This window comes from Pseudomonas sp. IT-P395 (assembly GCF_949767675.1).
In the GTDB taxonomy this organism is placed as follows: Bacteria; Pseudomonadota; Gammaproteobacteria; order Pseudomonadales; family Pseudomonadaceae; genus Aquipseudomonas.
In genome coordinates this window covers 21,572-35,877 of the sequence record NZ_CATKPW010000060.1, presented here as the reverse complement: position 1 = coordinate 35,877, position 14,306 = coordinate 21,572, and the positions used below count along the sequence as shown (strand labels likewise).

Here is a 14,306-nt window from a genome sequence, read left to right as displayed (position 1 = left end):
GGTCCTGCCTCTTCTTAATTCTTTGCGACAGCGGGTTGGGCTGTCGTCGGCGCTACTGGTTCCCGCCAGCCAACAGCGAGGCCGTTGGCGTAGCGCAGATCGATGCGCGCAATGTTCGTAATCTGGTCTTTAAGCGTCTTGTCATAGATGGCGATAAAGCGGCGCATCTTTTCCACCAGGTTGCCGCGTCCCAGCAGCAACTCGATGCCGGGGCCGGAACTGCCGGCACCGGTGGTCAGGAACCAACTCCCGCGTTCACGCAATTCCAGGCGCGCAATCGAGAAGCCCAACGGCCGCAGCATCTGGCTCAGCACCTGATACTGCTGCATGACTTGCTGCTGAGCCCGTTGTGGGCCGAACAGCTGTGGCAGGTGTTCGTAATTCGCCAGTTCCTTGGGCGTAAACGCCTGGCCCTGGTTGTTCAGCAACGACTCGTCGCCCCAACGCGCCACCGGCAATTGTTCTTCGAGGCGGATCACCACCTGGTCCGGCCACACCCGACGGACTTCGGCGTGGGCGATCCACGGCATCTGCTCAAGCTCGGTGCGCATACCGGCCAGGTCGATGGTGAAGAAGCTCGACGCCACATACGGGGCGATCCGCTGCTGCACCGCTTGCTGGCTGATGTAGCTCAGGTCGCCCTGCACGGCGATCTTGGTGATCGGCCGGTCGGCGTACGGCAGCAAACGCGTCGCGCCTTCGTAAGTGCCAAAGCCCAGCACCACCAACAGCACCGGCCAGAACAGACTTTTCAGAAAGCTGAAATTGGCTTTCGGCAGGCGCGCGGACATCGGCTCTTTCGCCACCATTCGGCTGGCACCCCGTGGCACCGGCTTGCGGCCGGGTGCGGGAGGCTGATGTCGGAGCTGAGCGCCTTGCATCGTCTTAACCTCGAGCGTCTTCAACACTGGCGGCCAGAATGGCCAGAACCAGTTGCTGGAAATCCAGGCCAGCCGCACGGGCCGCCATCGGCACCAGACTGTGATCGGTCATGCCCGGAGCGGTGTTCACTTCCAGAAACCAGAACTGCCCGTCGGCGTCCTGCATCACGTCCGCCCTGCCCCAACCGGCAATACCCAGCGCCTCACAGGCCTTGGCCGTGAGATCCATGAGTTCCTGTTCCTTGGCGGCATCCAGCCCGCACGGAATGCGGTACTGGGTATCGTTGGCGATGTACTTGGCGTCGTAGTCGTAGAACGTGTGCGGTGTACCCAGGGCGATAGGAGGCAACACCTGGTCACGCAGGGTGGCGATGGTGAACTCCGGACCTTGAATCCATTGCTCAACCAAGACTTGCGAATCGTAGGTACTGGCCGCTTTCCATGCGTCGATCAACTCGGACGCAGAACTCACTTTGGCCATCCCGATACTTGAACCTTCATGCGCCGGTTTGACGATCAAAGGGAAGCCCAGTTCCGTCGCCGCCGAAATACAATCGGCTTCGCTGCACAGCACGGCGTGACGCGGCGTCGGAATCCCGAGGCTGTGCCAGACCTGCTTGGTGCGCAGTTTGTCCATCGCCAGTGCCGAGGCCAGAATGCCACTGCCGGTGTACGGAATGCCCGCCACTTCGAGCAGGCCCTGCATGGAGCCGTCTTCACCGCCACGGCCGTGAAGAATGATGAAGGCGCGGTCGATCTTTTCGCTGAGCAGACGTTGCAGAATGTCGTCGCCAACGTCGATGCCGAACGCGTCCACGCCAGCACTTTGCAGCGCTTCAAGTACGGCGTTACCGGATTTCAGCGAAACCTCACGCTCGGCACTCAGCCCGCCGAAGAGCACGGCGACGCGGCCGAAGTCTTTTGGCGCGATGGTGGAGAACAGGTTGGCGTAGGCAGCAGTCATTTCAACTTCCCCTCGACCGACGCCGCCACGGCGCCAGCGAACAATTCACTTTTCAACAGCTTCGGCGCGAGACCGCCGATATCACCGGCGCCCTGGCACAGCAGGATGTCGCCGGCACGCAGCAGCGGCTTGACCAGCGGCGCCAGATCGACGCCACGCTCGATGTAGATCGGGTCGAGCTGACCGCGCTGGCGGATGCTGTTGCACAGTTTGCGGCTGTCGGCGCCCGGGATCGGCTCTTCACCGGCCGGATAGACTTCCATCAGCAGCAGCACGTTGGCGTCGGCCAGTACATTGACGAAGTCGTCGTACAGGTCGCGGGTGCGGCTGTAGCGATGCGGTTGATACACCATCACCAGACGGCGCTCCGGCCAGCCACCGCGCACGGCTTTGATCACTGCAGCGACTTCGGTCGGGTGGTGACCGTAGTCATCGACCAGCATCACGTTGCCGCCGTCCACTGGCAGTTCGCCGTAGACCTGGAAGCGTCGACCCACGCCCTGGAAGCCAGAGAGGCCCTGAACGATGGCTTCATCGCTGACGCCTTCGTCGGTGGCGATGCAAATGGTCGCCAGCGAGTTGAGGACGTTGTGGTTGCCGGGCATGTTCACCGACACGTCCAGCGGTTCACGATCCGGGCGCAGCACGGTGAAGAACGTCTGCATGCCTTGCTGGCGAATATTGATCGCGCGCACGTCAGCGTCTTCGCTGAAGCCGTAGGTCACGGTCGGACGTTTCACCAGCGGCAGGATTTCGCGCACCACCGGATCGTCCAGGCACATCACTGCCAAGCCGTAGAACGGCAGGTTGTGCAGGAACTCGACGAAGGTTTTCTTCAGTTTGTTGAAGTCACCGTCGTAGGTCGCCATGTGGTCGGCGTCGATGTTGGTGACCACGGCCACCAGCGGTTGCAGATGCAGAAAACTCGCATCGCTTTCATCGGCTTCGGCGATCAGGTAACGGCTGGTGCCGAGCTGGGCATTGGTGCCCGCGGCATTCAGACGACCACCGATGACGAACGTCGGGTCCAGACCACCCGCGGCGAACACCGAAGCGATCAGGCTGGTGGTGGTGGTTTTGCCGTGCGTACCGGCGACAGCGATGCCGTGGCGATAGCGCATCAGTTCCGCAAGCATTTCGGCACGCGGTACAACCGGAATGCGGCGCTCAAGCGCAGTCGCGACTTCCGGGTTCGAGGTATTTACCGCGCTAGACACCACCAGCACATCGGCGGTCGCAGCGTTCTCGGCACGGTGGCCAATGAAAATCTGCGCGCCGAACGATTCCAGACGCTCGGTCACCGGCGAAGCTTTCAGGTCGGAACCGGACACTTGGTAGCCCAGGTTCAACAACACTTCGGCAATACCGCACATGCCCACGCCGCCGATGCCGACGAAGTGGATGCGACGGATGCGGCGCATTTCCGGTTGCGGCATGGCTTTCTGATTCTCAACCATGGGCCACCTCCAGACAGGTATCGACCACGCTACGGGTGGCATCGGGTTTCGCCAGACGGCGGGCCGCTTGGGCCATATCTTCGAGTCGTTGCGGTTGCATCAAGACCTCTGTCAGGCGCGCGGCAAGGTCCGCGGCACCAGTCGTTCTTTGCGGCATCAGGAAGGCAGCGCCTTCGCGGGCCAAATAATCGGCGTTGCGGGTCTGGTGATCGTCGATCGCGTGGGGCAAAGGCACCAGCATCGAGGGCAGACCGGCGGCAGCCAGCTCACTGATGGTCAACGCGCCTGCGCGACACACCACCAGGTCAGCCCAGCCATAGGCCTGGGCCATGTCTTTGATGAACGGCTGCACCTGCGCTTCCACGCCGGCGGCGCGGTAACGCTCTGCAGTCACTTCATCGTGGTTTTTGCCAGCCTGATGAAACACTTCCGGGCGCAAATCGGCAGCGACTTGGGCCAGGGCTTCAGGCAGCAACTTGTTCAACGGTTCTGCGCCAAGGCTTCCGCCGAGGATCAGCAAACGCGCTTTGCGACCGGCCAGGGCAGGTCGCGATGTATCGAGGAACAGCTCGCTGCGCACCGGGTTTCCGGTGGTACGGCGGGTGTCCGACAGAGTAAAGGTGTCGGGGAACGCTTCACACACCCGGGCGGCGAACGGCACCAGCAACCGATTGGCGGTGCCGGCCACGGCGTTCTGCTCGTGAACGATCACCGGCACGCCGGCCAGTTTCGCGGCGAGGCCACCGGGACCGGTCACATAACCACCGAAGCCGACCACACACACCGGCTTCAAGCGACGAATGATCGCCCGCGCCTGCCACACCGATTTGAGCAGCATGAACGGCGCCTTGAGCAGCGACAGCTTGCCCTTGCCGCGCAGGCCGGTAGCGTTGATGCGGTGCAGTTCAAGACCTGCCGCCGGCACCAGTTCATTCTCGATGCCGCGTGGCGTGCCGAGCCAGTGCACGGTGTAGCCGCGCGCCTGAAACTCGCGGGCACAGGCCAGCGCCGGGAATACGTGGCCGCCGGTGCCGCCGGCCATGATCAATACGTTAGCGCCCATGATTCGGCTCCTCGGCGAAGTCGCTCTCATGGAACTCCATCTCTTCACTGCCCAGATGGGTTCGACTCTCCCACTCGATCCTCAGCAACAAGCCGAGACAGGCACAGCAGATCACCAACGAGCTGCCGCCATAACTGAGGAACGGCAAGGTCAGGCCCTTGGTTGGCAGCAGGCCGACGTTCACACCGATGTTGATCAGGAACTGACCAATCCACAGGAACGACAGACCGTAAGCCACATACGCGGCAAAGAACTGCTTGGCTTTCTCCGCCCACAAGCCGATGTACATGCCGCGAATACACACGAACACGAACAGCGCCACGGTGCACAGCGAACCCACGGCGCCGAGCTCTTCAGCCAGTACCGAGAACACGAAGTCAGTGTGCGCTTCCGGCAGGTAGAACTGCTTCTGCACGCTGTTGCCCAGACCGACGCCCAGCCATTCACCGCGACCGAACGCGATCAACGCTTGCGACAACTGATAACCGGCACCGAACTGGTCAGCCCACGGGTCGGCGAAGTTGGTCAGACGCGCCATACGATATGGCTGCATCTGAATCAGCAAGACCACGGCCCCGACCGCCAACACCACCATCAGCGAGAAGCGGAACAGTCCGACCCCGCCGAGGAACAGCATGGCCGCCGCAGCCCCCATCATTACTACGGTGGCCCCGAAGTCCGGTTCCATCAGCAACAGACCGGCCATCGGCAGCAGCACAATGAACGGCTTGAAGAAGCCCATCCAGCTTTCACGCACCTCTTTCTGGCGACGCACCAGATAACCGGCGAGGTAGATCACCACGAACACTTTGGCGATCTCGGAAGGCTGCACGTTGAAGAAGCTGAAACCGATCCAGCGCATCGAACCGTTCACTTCGCGACCGATGCCGGGAATGATCACCATCACCAGCAAGCCGAACGCACCGATCAGCATCAGCCAGCCGAGACGTTGCCAGGTGGCGATCGGAATCATCATGGTGACGATGCACGCGCCCAGACCCAGCACCACATAAATAAGGTGGCGAATCATGTAATACAGCGGACTGCCCGACTGCGCGGCTGCCACTTCGGTGGACGCCGAGGCGATCATGATCAAACCGAGACCGAGCAGCGCCAGGCAACCGGCGAGCATCGGGAAATCGAGGTCGATACCGCGCCCGGTGATGATCGGCGACGGATACGGTTTGATGATATTGCGCAGGCTCATGCCAGATCCTCCACAGCGCGGACGAACTGGTGACCACGGTCTTCGTAATTCTTGAACATGTCGAAACTGGCACAGGCCGGCGACAGCAGCACGACGTCACCCGGCTGGGCGGCGGCGCGGCATTGCGCAACGGCGTCGACCAGCGAGGTCGCGCGAATCAGCGGCACGGCATCACCGATTGCCGCACCGATCTTGTCGGAGTCGCGGCCCATCAGGATCACGGCGCGGCAGTTGGCCGCCACCGGATCACGCAGATCGTTGAATTCGGCACCCTTGCCATCACCACCGGCGATCAGGATGACCTTACCGTTGATGTCCGTGCCGAGGCCTTCGATGGCCGCCAGTGCGGCGCCAACGTTGGTCGCTTTGGAATCGTTGTAATACGCCACGCCATCGAGATCACGCACCCACTGGCAGCGATGTTCGAGGCCGGCGAAGGTGCGCAGCGCCGAGAGCATGGCGTCGAACGGCAAGCCCACGGCGTGACCGAGCGCCAGCGCCGCGAGGGCGTTGGACTGGTTGTGTGCACCGCGAATCTTCAATTCACGCACTGGCATCAGATTCTGGAATTCGAAGGCCAGGTACTTCTCGCCATCTTCTTCGCGGATACCGAATGCCTTGAAATCCGGTTTGCTCAGACCGAAGGTCCAGCACGGCTGGCCCTCACCCATCAACGGACGAGTCAGCGCATCCTGACGGTTGACCACGAACTGCTTGGCACCACGGAAAATCCGGTGCTTGGCCAAGTGGTACGCCGGTAGACCGCTGTAGCGATCCATGTGGTCTTCGCTGATGTTCAGCACGGTGGCCACTTCGGCATTGAGCTGGTCGGTGGTTTCCAGTTGGAAACTCGACAGTTCCATCACGTACAGCTCGACGTCGTCGCTGAGCAGATCCAGCGCCGGAGTGCCAAGGTTGCCGCCGACGGCGACACGTTTGCCGGCCGCAGCCGCCATCTCGCCGACCAAAGTGGTGACGGTGCTTTTCGCGTTGGAACCGCTGATGGCCACGATCGGCGCCCGCGCGTTACGCGCGAACAGCTCGATGTCGCCGGACAGTTTCACGCCACGGGCCGCAGCGGCTTGCAGGGCCGGGGTCGCCAGCGCCAGGCCGGGGCTCACGTAGAGCTCGTCGGCACGGCACAGGAATTCGACGTCCAGCTCGCCACAACGCACTTCCACGTGCGGATAGTCACGCTTGAGCGTGGCCAGTTCCGGTGGATTTTCCCGCGTGTCGGCCACGGCAAACGACGTGCCCCGGTTCGCCAGGAAGCGAACCAGGGACATGCCGCTCTTGCCGAGGCCGACAACGATGCGGAAGTGGTCAGAAGCGATCAGAGACACTCGTTCTACCTCAGCTTCAGGGTGGCAAGGCCGATCAGCACGAGAATCACGGTGATGATCCAGAAACGGACGATCACGCGCGGCTCGGGCCAGCCCTTGAGTTCAAAATGGTGGTGGATCGGTGCCATGCGGAACACACGGCGACCGGTCAGCTTAAAGGACGCAACCTGAATGACGACTGACAGGGTTTCCATCACGAACACGCCGCCCATGATGAACAGGACGATTTCCTGACGGACGATCACCGCGATGGTGCCCAGCGCCGCGCCGAGTGCCAGGGCACCGACGTCGCCCATGAACACTTGCGCCGGATAGGTGTTGAACCACAGGAAGCCGAGACCGGCACCGATCAGCGCGCCGCAGAACACGATCAGTTCGCCCGCGCCCGGCACGTAAGGGATCAACAGGTATTCAGCGAATTTCACGTTACCCGACAGGTAGCAGAAGATGCCGAGGCCACCACCGACCATCACGGTCGGCATGATTGCCAGGCCATCGAGGCCGTCAGTCAGGTTGACCGCGTTGCTCGAGCCGACGATCACAAAGTAGGTCAGCACGATGAAACCGAGGCCCAGCGGAATGCTGTAGTCCTTGAGCATCGGCAGAATCAGCGTGGTTTCCACCGGGGTGGAAGCAGTCATATAAAGGAAGATCGCCGCGCCGAGGCCAAACACCGATTGCCAGAAATACTTCCAGCGGCTCGGCAGACCACGCGAGTTCTTCTCGATGACTTTGCGGTAATCGTCGACCCAGCCGATGGCGCCGAACAACAAAGTCACCAACAAAACAGTCCAGACGTAGCGGTTGCTCAGGTCAGCCCAAAGCAGAGTGCTGACGCCGATCGAAGACAGAATCAGTGCGCCGCCCATGGTCGGTGTACCCGACTTGGACAGGTGCGATTGCGGGCCATCATTTCGAACGGACTGACCGATCTGACGGTTCTGCAAAGTGCGGATCATCCACGGGCCATAGCACAGCGACAAAACCAGCGCGGTCAGCACACCGAGAATCCCGCGCAGGGTCAGGTACTGAAAGACCGCGAAGCCTTTGTAGAACTGTTGCAGATACTCCGCTAGCAGCAGCAGCATTAATGTTTCTCCAGACTGGACCCGCACAGAGCCGCAACGATGTTTTCCATCGCTGCACTGCGCGAACCCTTGATCAAAATGGTGGTGTTTGTGTCCTGCTCGGCGTCGAGGGCCTGAATCAGTTCGGCTTGCGTGCCGAAGTGATGCGCCTGTTCACCGAAAGCGTTTACGGCGTGAACCATGTTTGGCCCGACGGCATAAAGCGCGGAAACCTTGCCCCGGGCGTACTCGCCCACGTCGCGGTGCCCCTGCTCCGCCCAATCGCCCAACTCGCCGATATCTCCGAGCACCAGGACGGTGCGGCCGGAAAAGCCGGCGAGTATATCAACGGCCGCGCACATCGAGGTGGGGTTTGCGTTGTAAGTGTCATCGATCACGCGCATACCGTTTTTCGCCAGTTGCGCGACGGTGCGACCCTTGACCGGTTGCACGGCGCCAAGCCCGGTGGCGATGCCGAACAGCGACACGCCCAAGGCGTGAGCGGCAGCGGCGGCGGCCATGGAGTTGGCGACGTTATGCGTGCCGAGCAGGTTCAGTTGAACGCGCTCGACACCTTCAGGCGTGTGCAGATTGAAGGCCGGGCAACCACGGGCATCGGTGCTCAGATCGCTGGCGTAAAAGTCCGCGTGCGTATTGCTCAAGGCAAAAGTCAGCACTTTGCGCGCGCCCGCACGGGTCTTCCAGATACCGAAGGCCTTGTCATCGAGGTTGAGCACGGCGACACCATCGGCCGCCAGCCCGTCGATGATTTCGCCTTTGGCTTCGACGATTTTTTCCGGCCCGCCGAACTCACCAACATGCGCGGTGCCGGCATTGTTGAGGATCGCCACGTGCGGCTTGGTCAGGCCAACGGTGTAAGCGATTTCGCCGAGACGCGAGGCGCCCAGTTCAATGACGGCCGAAGTGTGTTCCGCAGCCAGTTCGAGCAGGGTCAGCGGCGCGCCGAGATCGTTGTTCAGATTGCCACGGGTCGCCAGTACCGGACCGCGGGTGCGCAGGATGCTCGCGAGCATTTCCTTGACCGTGGTCTTGCCGCTGGAACCGGTGATCGCTGCGACTGGCTGAGTGAACGCGGCACGGTTCAGCGCGCCCAACTGGCCGAGGGCCTGACGGGTGTCTTTGACCAGCAGTTGCGGCAAGGTGCTGTCGGCGACTTCACGCTCGACCAGCGCAGCCACGGCGCCTTTGCCAGCGACATCGTTCAAATAGTCATGACCGTCGAATCGCGGGCCGGTCAACGCAATAAACAGTTGGCCTGGCTGGATCGCACGGCTGTCGATGCTGACGCCGTCGAAACTGGCATCAGCAGCGATCAAACGTGCATCGAGTGCGTTGGTCAGTTCGCTGAGTTTCAAGGCCTTAAGCATGGGCCACCTCCCACGCCGTCAGGGCGTGATCAGCCTCGACCAGATCGGAGAAAGCGTGGCGCTCGCCGTTGATTTCCTGATAGTCCTCGTGACCTTTACCGGCCAGCACAATCACGTCATCCGCCGAAGCGCCGGCAATCAGTTGCGCAATCGCCTGACCACGGCCGGCGACAAAGGTGACTTTATCCACAGCCGTGAAACCGGCGCGGATGTCATCGAAAATCACTGCCGGATCTTCAGTGCGCGGGTTGTCGTCGGTGACCAGCACCTGATCGGCCAGACGCTCGACCACTTCAGCCATCAACGGACGCTTGCCGCGATCACGGTCACCGCCGCAGCCGAACAGGCACAGCAATTGACCTTTGACGTGCGGGCGCAGCGCGGTCAGAACCTTTTCCAATGCATCCGGGGTGTGGGCGTAATCGACCACCACCAACGGCTGAGTGCCACCGCCAAGACGCTGCATGCGCCCGGCCGGGCCTTCGAGTTTCGGCAGTACTTTGAGAATTTCGTCGAGCGCGTAATCCAGACCGAGCAAGGCGCCGACCGCCGCCAGAACGTTGCTCAGGTTGAAACGACCGAGCAAGGTGCTGCGCAGATGATGTTCGCCCTGCGGCGTCACCAGTGTGGCGCGCACGCCGTGGTCATCGAACTGCGCTTCGCGGCAATATAGATAGGCGCTGCTGTCGAGCAGGCTGTAGGTGATCAGGCGCGATTCGCGTTTTTCAGCGGCCAGTTGCCGGCCGAAATCGTCGTCGAGGTTGACCACACGACACTTCAGATCATTCCAGGCGAACAGCTTGGCCTTGGCCTCGGCGTATGCCTCCATGCTGCCGTGATAATCCAGGTGATCGCGGGACAAGTTGGTCATCACCGCGACGTCGAACGCCAGCGCCGTGACCCGGCCCTGATCCAGACCGTGGGACGAGACTTCCATGGCCACGGCTTTGGCGCCGGCCTTTTTCAGGTCGCCCAACGTTGCTTGCACGGCGATCGGATTCGGCGTGGTGTGCAGACCGCTTTGCAGTGCGCCATAGAAGCCGGAACCCAAGGTCCCAACGATGCCGCAATGCTGACCGAGCAGATCCAGCGCCTGCGCAACCAATTGGGTCACGCTGGTTTTGCCGTTGGTGCCGGTCACGCCGATCAAGTTCAGGTGATGGCTTGGCTCGCCGTAAAAACGCCCGGCAATGTCCGACAGCTGCGCTGCCAAGCCTTTGACCGGAATCAGCGGCACGTCGGTGATCGGCAGTACGGTGGCACCTTCGACTTCATACGCTACAGCCGCCGCGCCGCGTTGCAAGGCATCGGCGATGTGCGCACGGCCATCGAATTTGCCGCCGGGCACGGCGAGGAACAAATCGCCCGCGCGTACGTTGCGGCTGTCCAGCGCCAATTCACGGATCAACAGATCGTGGCCGGCGTGGGGGAATATCTTGTTCAGACTTAATGACATCAGCCGCGCCCTCCATTGGCTTTCAGCGGAACGACCGGGGTAGCGTTGGCTTGTTGCGTCGTCGGCAGATTGTCCGGCGTAACGTTCATCAGACGCAGGGTGCCGGACATCACACGGCTGAACACCGGCGCGGAAACCAGACCACCGAAGTAACCGGCCTTGGACGGTTCATCAATCACGACAACGATGGCGTAACGCGGATCGCTCATCGGACCGAAACCGGCGAACAGCGAGCGGTAAGAGTTTTCCGCATAGCCCTTGGTGCCCACCGAGGTCTTACGCGCAGTACCCGACTTGCCCGCCACGTGATACGCCGGCACCTGCGCACGGAACACGCCGCGCGGCGCTTCGATCACCTGAGTAAGCATGCCTTGCAGGGTTTTCGCGACGGCTTCCGGCAGCACCTGCGTGGTCTGCGGTGGCTTGTCGGTTTTGATCAGGGTCAACGGCGCGAGACGACCGTTGTTGGCCAATGCCGAGAACGCGTGGACGAGCTGAATCGCGGTCACGGAAATACCGTAGCCGTAAGAAAGCGTTGCGGTTTCAGCCTTGCGCCAATCGCGGTAGTTCGGCAGGTTGCCGACACGTTCGCCCGGGAAGCCAAGGCCGGTGTCCTGGCCGAGGCCGACTTTCTGCGCGAGGCGGAAAATCGTTTCGCCGCCGATATCGAACGCGACCTTACTCATGCCGACGTTACTGGAATTGATCAGGATGCCGGTCAGGTCGAGCACCGGACCTTCGCTCTTGGAGACGTCCTTGATGGTGTATTTGCCGATCTGCAGGGAGCCCGGATACACCTCGACGGTGTCGCTCGGTTTCCAGCGGCCGGTTTCGATTGCGGCAGCCATCGAGATGGCTTTCATGGTCGAACCCGGTTCGAACACGTCGATCATCGCGCGGTTACGCATCATCGCCGGTTGCAGGTTGCGGCGGTTGTTCGGGTTGTAGGTCGGCTGGTTGACCATGGCCAGAATCTCGCCGGTCTTGACGTCCATGATCACCAGGCTGCCGGCCTTGGCGCCGTTCTCGATGATCGCGTTACGCAGCTCGCGGTTGGCCAGATATTGCAGGCGCAGGTCAATGGACAACGCCAAGGGCTTGCCGGCCTTGGCGTTTTTGGTGACCTGGACATCCTTGATCAGCCGTCCGCGCCGATCCTTGATGACCTGTCGTTTGCCCGGCACCCCGGCGAGCCATTCGTCATAAGCCAGTTCGACACCTTCGCGACCGTGGTCGTCGATGTCGGTAAACCCGACCATGTGTGCGGTGACTTCACCGGCCGGATAGAACCGGCGGAATTCTTCGATGCCATAAACGCCCGGCACTTTCAGGTCGAGCACAGCCTGGCCTTGCTCGGGGGTCAGCCCGCGCACCAGATAAATGAATTCTTTGTTGGCCTGGGCTTCGAGGCGTTCGGTCAGGGCTTTCGGGTCCTGACCCAGCGCGGCGGCGAGTGCCGGCCACTTCTCTTTCGCCGTTTGCATTTCCTTGGCGTTGGCCCACAGCGTGGTCACCGGGGTACTCACGGCCAAAGGCTCGCCGTTACGGTCGGTGATCAGACCACGGTGAGCCGGAATCGGAATGTGACGCAGGCTGCGCGCATCGCCCTGACCTTTGAGGAAGTCACGGTCAACCACTTGCAGGTCGATGATGCGCCAGCAGATCGCCGCGACCATGATGCCAAGCAGCGCCACCATCAGGCGGAAGCGCCATGGGAACAGTGCGCCTTCGAGTTTCATCATGGCGCCACCATCTTCACGTCAGCCGCGCCGGGGATGTGCATTTTCAATTGTTCGGTGGCCAGCACTTCGATGCGGCTGTGCGCGGTCCAGGTGCTCTGTTCAAGAATCAGACGGCCCCACTCGGCCTGCGCCTTGTCGCGCACGCTGAGTTCGTTGTAAAGGGTGTTGAGCAACTGCCGGTTCCAGTGCGCGCTGTACGACACGGCGATGGCCGAGACGAGCACGCCGATAAACAGCAGCAGCATCAGAAAGCTGCCGCCGGGCAGTGGCTTGGCGAAAAGCTTGCTCACCGCAACTTCTCCGCGACGCGCATGACGGCGCTACGGGAACGTGGGTTGGCTTTGAGTTCGGCGTCGGAGGCCGTCTGCGCTTTGCCATGGATTTTGATTTTCGGTTCGAACGCGACATGGCGAACCGGCAGGTTGCGCGGCAGGTTGTCGGCTTCGCCTTTCACCAGCTTGCGCATGAACAGTTTGACGATGCGGTCTTCCAGCGAGTGGAAGCTGATCACGACCAGACGGCCGCCAACTTCCAGAGCATCCAGTGCGGCTTCGAGGCCGGCTTCCAGATCACCCAGCTCGTTGTTGACGTGAATGCGCAAACCCTGGAATGCACGGGTGGCCGGGTTCTTGCCCTTTTCCCACGCCGGGTTGGCGACTTTCAACACTTCAGCCAGATCGGCGGTGCGCTCGAACGGCTTGATATCGCGACGTTCGGCGACCGCGCGAGCCATGCGACCGGAGAATCGCTCTTCGCCGTATTCCTTGAACACCCGGGCGATTTCCTCAGCCGGCGCGGTGTTGACAAACTCGGCAGCGCTGATGCCACGGGACGGGTCCATGCGCATGTCGAGCGGGCCGTCGTTGAGGAAACTGAAGCCGCGCTCGGCGTCGTCGAGCTGCGGCGAAGACACGCCGAGGTCGAGCAGAATACCGCTGACCTTGCCGCTCAGACCCTGTTCGGCAACCACCGAACCGAGCTCGGCAAAGCTGCGCTGCACAACGACAAAGCGGCCGTCTTCGGCCGCTAGCGTTTGCCCGGTGGCAATCGCTTGTGGATCTTTGTCGAATCCGATGAGCCGACCGTCCGTGCCGAGCTGGCTGAGGATCAGCCGGCTGTGGCCGCCGCGCCCGAACGTGCCGTCCAGATAGCAGCCATCAGGACGTACGGCGAGAGCCTCGACGGCTTCGTCAAGCAGTACGGTGATGTGGTTAAAGCCGCTATCAATAGTCACAGGATCAAATCACGCAGTTCATCAGGCATCGCGCCCGGTTGTTGAATGGCAGCAAGGTCAGCGGCAGATACCGCGTTCCATGCATCCTCGTCCCACAATTGGAACTTGTTCAGTTGGCCTACCAGCATCGCGCGCTTATCCAACTTGGCGTATTCGCGCAGACGCGGTGGAACCAGAAAACGACCACTGCCATCGAGCTCGAGGTCGACGGCGTTGCCAATCAATAAACGCTGCAAGCGACGGTTCTCTTCGCGAAGCGAAGGGAGTGCGCGCAACTTGGTTTCAATAATTTCCCACTCGTCGAGCGGATAGACACACAGACACGGATCAACGGCATCAATGGTCACGATCAGTTGGCCGGAACTGCGCGAATCGAGCTCGTCACGGTACCGGCTCGGCATAGCGAGACGGCCCTTTGCGTCGAGACTGATAGCGTTAGCTCCGCGAAACACGTCTGCGTTTCTCCAATTTTTATCGTTTTGAGCTCAAAAAACCCACTTCATG

The 14,306-nt window shown here is 61.5% G+C and carries 13 protein-coding genes; all 13 read right to left on the bottom strand.

Going from position 1 to position 14,306, the window contains the following annotated elements; all coding sequences use genetic code 11:
- Positions 1 to 14: 14 nt before the first annotated feature.
- From ACM6IN_RS26850 to mraZ, 13 genes are read right to left on the bottom strand one after another with little or no spacing between them, the layout of a single operon-like run.
- The gene (locus ACM6IN_RS26850; protein WP_007916989.1) at positions 15 to 881 is read right to left on the bottom strand and encodes a cell division protein FtsQ/DivIB; all 867 of its coding nucleotides are present in this window, start codon (positions 879 to 881) and stop codon (positions 15 to 17) included.
- 4 nt (positions 882 to 885) lie between these two features.
- Entirely contained in the window at positions 886 to 1,845 is a 960-nt protein-coding gene (locus ACM6IN_RS26845) for a D-alanine--D-alanine ligase (protein ID WP_110721097.1), read from the bottom strand.
- Entirely contained in the window at positions 1,842 to 3,302 is a 1,461-nt protein-coding gene (gene murC / locus ACM6IN_RS26840) for a UDP-N-acetylmuramate--L-alanine ligase (protein WP_007916992.1), read from the bottom strand. Before murC ends, ACM6IN_RS26845 begins: the two co-directional genes overlap by 4 nt.
- Positions 3,295 to 4,365 (bottom strand): undecaprenyldiphospho-muramoylpentapeptide beta-N-acetylglucosaminyltransferase, encoded by a 1,071-nt coding sequence (murG, locus tag ACM6IN_RS26835; protein ID WP_007916994.1) that lies wholly within the window; start codon positions 4,363 to 4,365, stop codon positions 3,295 to 3,297. Before murG ends, murC begins: the two co-directional genes overlap by 8 nt.
- Positions 4,355 to 5,572, bottom strand: a complete 1,218-nt coding sequence (gene ftsW, locus ACM6IN_RS26830; protein ID WP_007916996.1) for a putative lipid II flippase FtsW — start codon at positions 5,570 to 5,572, stop codon at positions 4,355 to 4,357. The genes murG and ftsW overlap by 11 nt, the downstream gene beginning before the upstream one ends.
- Positions 5,569 to 6,915 (bottom strand): UDP-N-acetylmuramoyl-L-alanine--D-glutamate ligase, encoded by a 1,347-nt coding sequence (murD, locus tag ACM6IN_RS26825; RefSeq protein WP_414917003.1) that lies wholly within the window; start codon positions 6,913 to 6,915, stop codon positions 5,569 to 5,571. The genes ftsW and murD overlap by 4 nt, the downstream gene beginning before the upstream one ends.
- A 5-nt stretch (positions 6,916 to 6,920) precedes the next feature.
- Positions 6,921 to 8,003: a phospho-N-acetylmuramoyl-pentapeptide-transferase gene (mraY, locus tag ACM6IN_RS26820; RefSeq protein WP_007917000.1), complete on the bottom strand. Its 1,083-nt coding sequence runs from the start codon at positions 8,001 to 8,003 to the stop codon at positions 6,921 to 6,923.
- Positions 8,003 to 9,370 (bottom strand): UDP-N-acetylmuramoyl-tripeptide--D-alanyl-D-alanine ligase, encoded by a 1,368-nt coding sequence (locus ACM6IN_RS26815; RefSeq protein ID WP_095112410.1) that lies wholly within the window; start codon positions 9,368 to 9,370, stop codon positions 8,003 to 8,005. Before ACM6IN_RS26815 ends, mraY begins: the two co-directional genes overlap by 1 nt.
- On the bottom strand, positions 9,363 to 10,826 hold the full coding sequence (locus tag ACM6IN_RS26810; RefSeq protein ID WP_414917002.1) for a UDP-N-acetylmuramoyl-L-alanyl-D-glutamate--2,6-diaminopimelate ligase: 1,464 nt from the start codon (positions 10,824 to 10,826) through the stop codon (positions 9,363 to 9,365). The genes ACM6IN_RS26815 and ACM6IN_RS26810 overlap by 8 nt, the downstream gene beginning before the upstream one ends.
- On the bottom strand, positions 10,826 to 12,565 hold the full coding sequence (locus ACM6IN_RS26805; RefSeq protein WP_174245137.1) for a peptidoglycan D,D-transpeptidase FtsI family protein: 1,740 nt from the start codon (positions 12,563 to 12,565) through the stop codon (positions 10,826 to 10,828). The genes ACM6IN_RS26810 and ACM6IN_RS26805 overlap by 1 nt, the downstream gene beginning before the upstream one ends.
- The gene (ftsL, locus tag ACM6IN_RS26800) at positions 12,565 to 12,858 is read right to left on the bottom strand and encodes a cell division protein FtsL (RefSeq protein WP_007917008.1); all 294 of its coding nucleotides are present in this window, start codon (positions 12,856 to 12,858) and stop codon (positions 12,565 to 12,567) included. Before ftsL ends, ACM6IN_RS26805 begins: the two co-directional genes overlap by 1 nt.
- Entirely contained in the window at positions 12,855 to 13,802 is a 948-nt protein-coding gene (gene rsmH / locus ACM6IN_RS26795) for a 16S rRNA (cytosine(1402)-N(4))-methyltransferase RsmH (RefSeq protein WP_163019685.1), read from the bottom strand. The genes ftsL and rsmH overlap by 4 nt, the downstream gene beginning before the upstream one ends.
- The gene (gene mraZ, locus ACM6IN_RS26790; protein ID WP_007917012.1) at positions 13,799 to 14,254 is read right to left on the bottom strand and encodes a division/cell wall cluster transcriptional repressor MraZ; all 456 of its coding nucleotides are present in this window, start codon (positions 14,252 to 14,254) and stop codon (positions 13,799 to 13,801) included. The genes rsmH and mraZ overlap by 4 nt, the downstream gene beginning before the upstream one ends.
- Between the last annotated feature and the right edge of the window lie 52 nt (positions 14,255 to 14,306).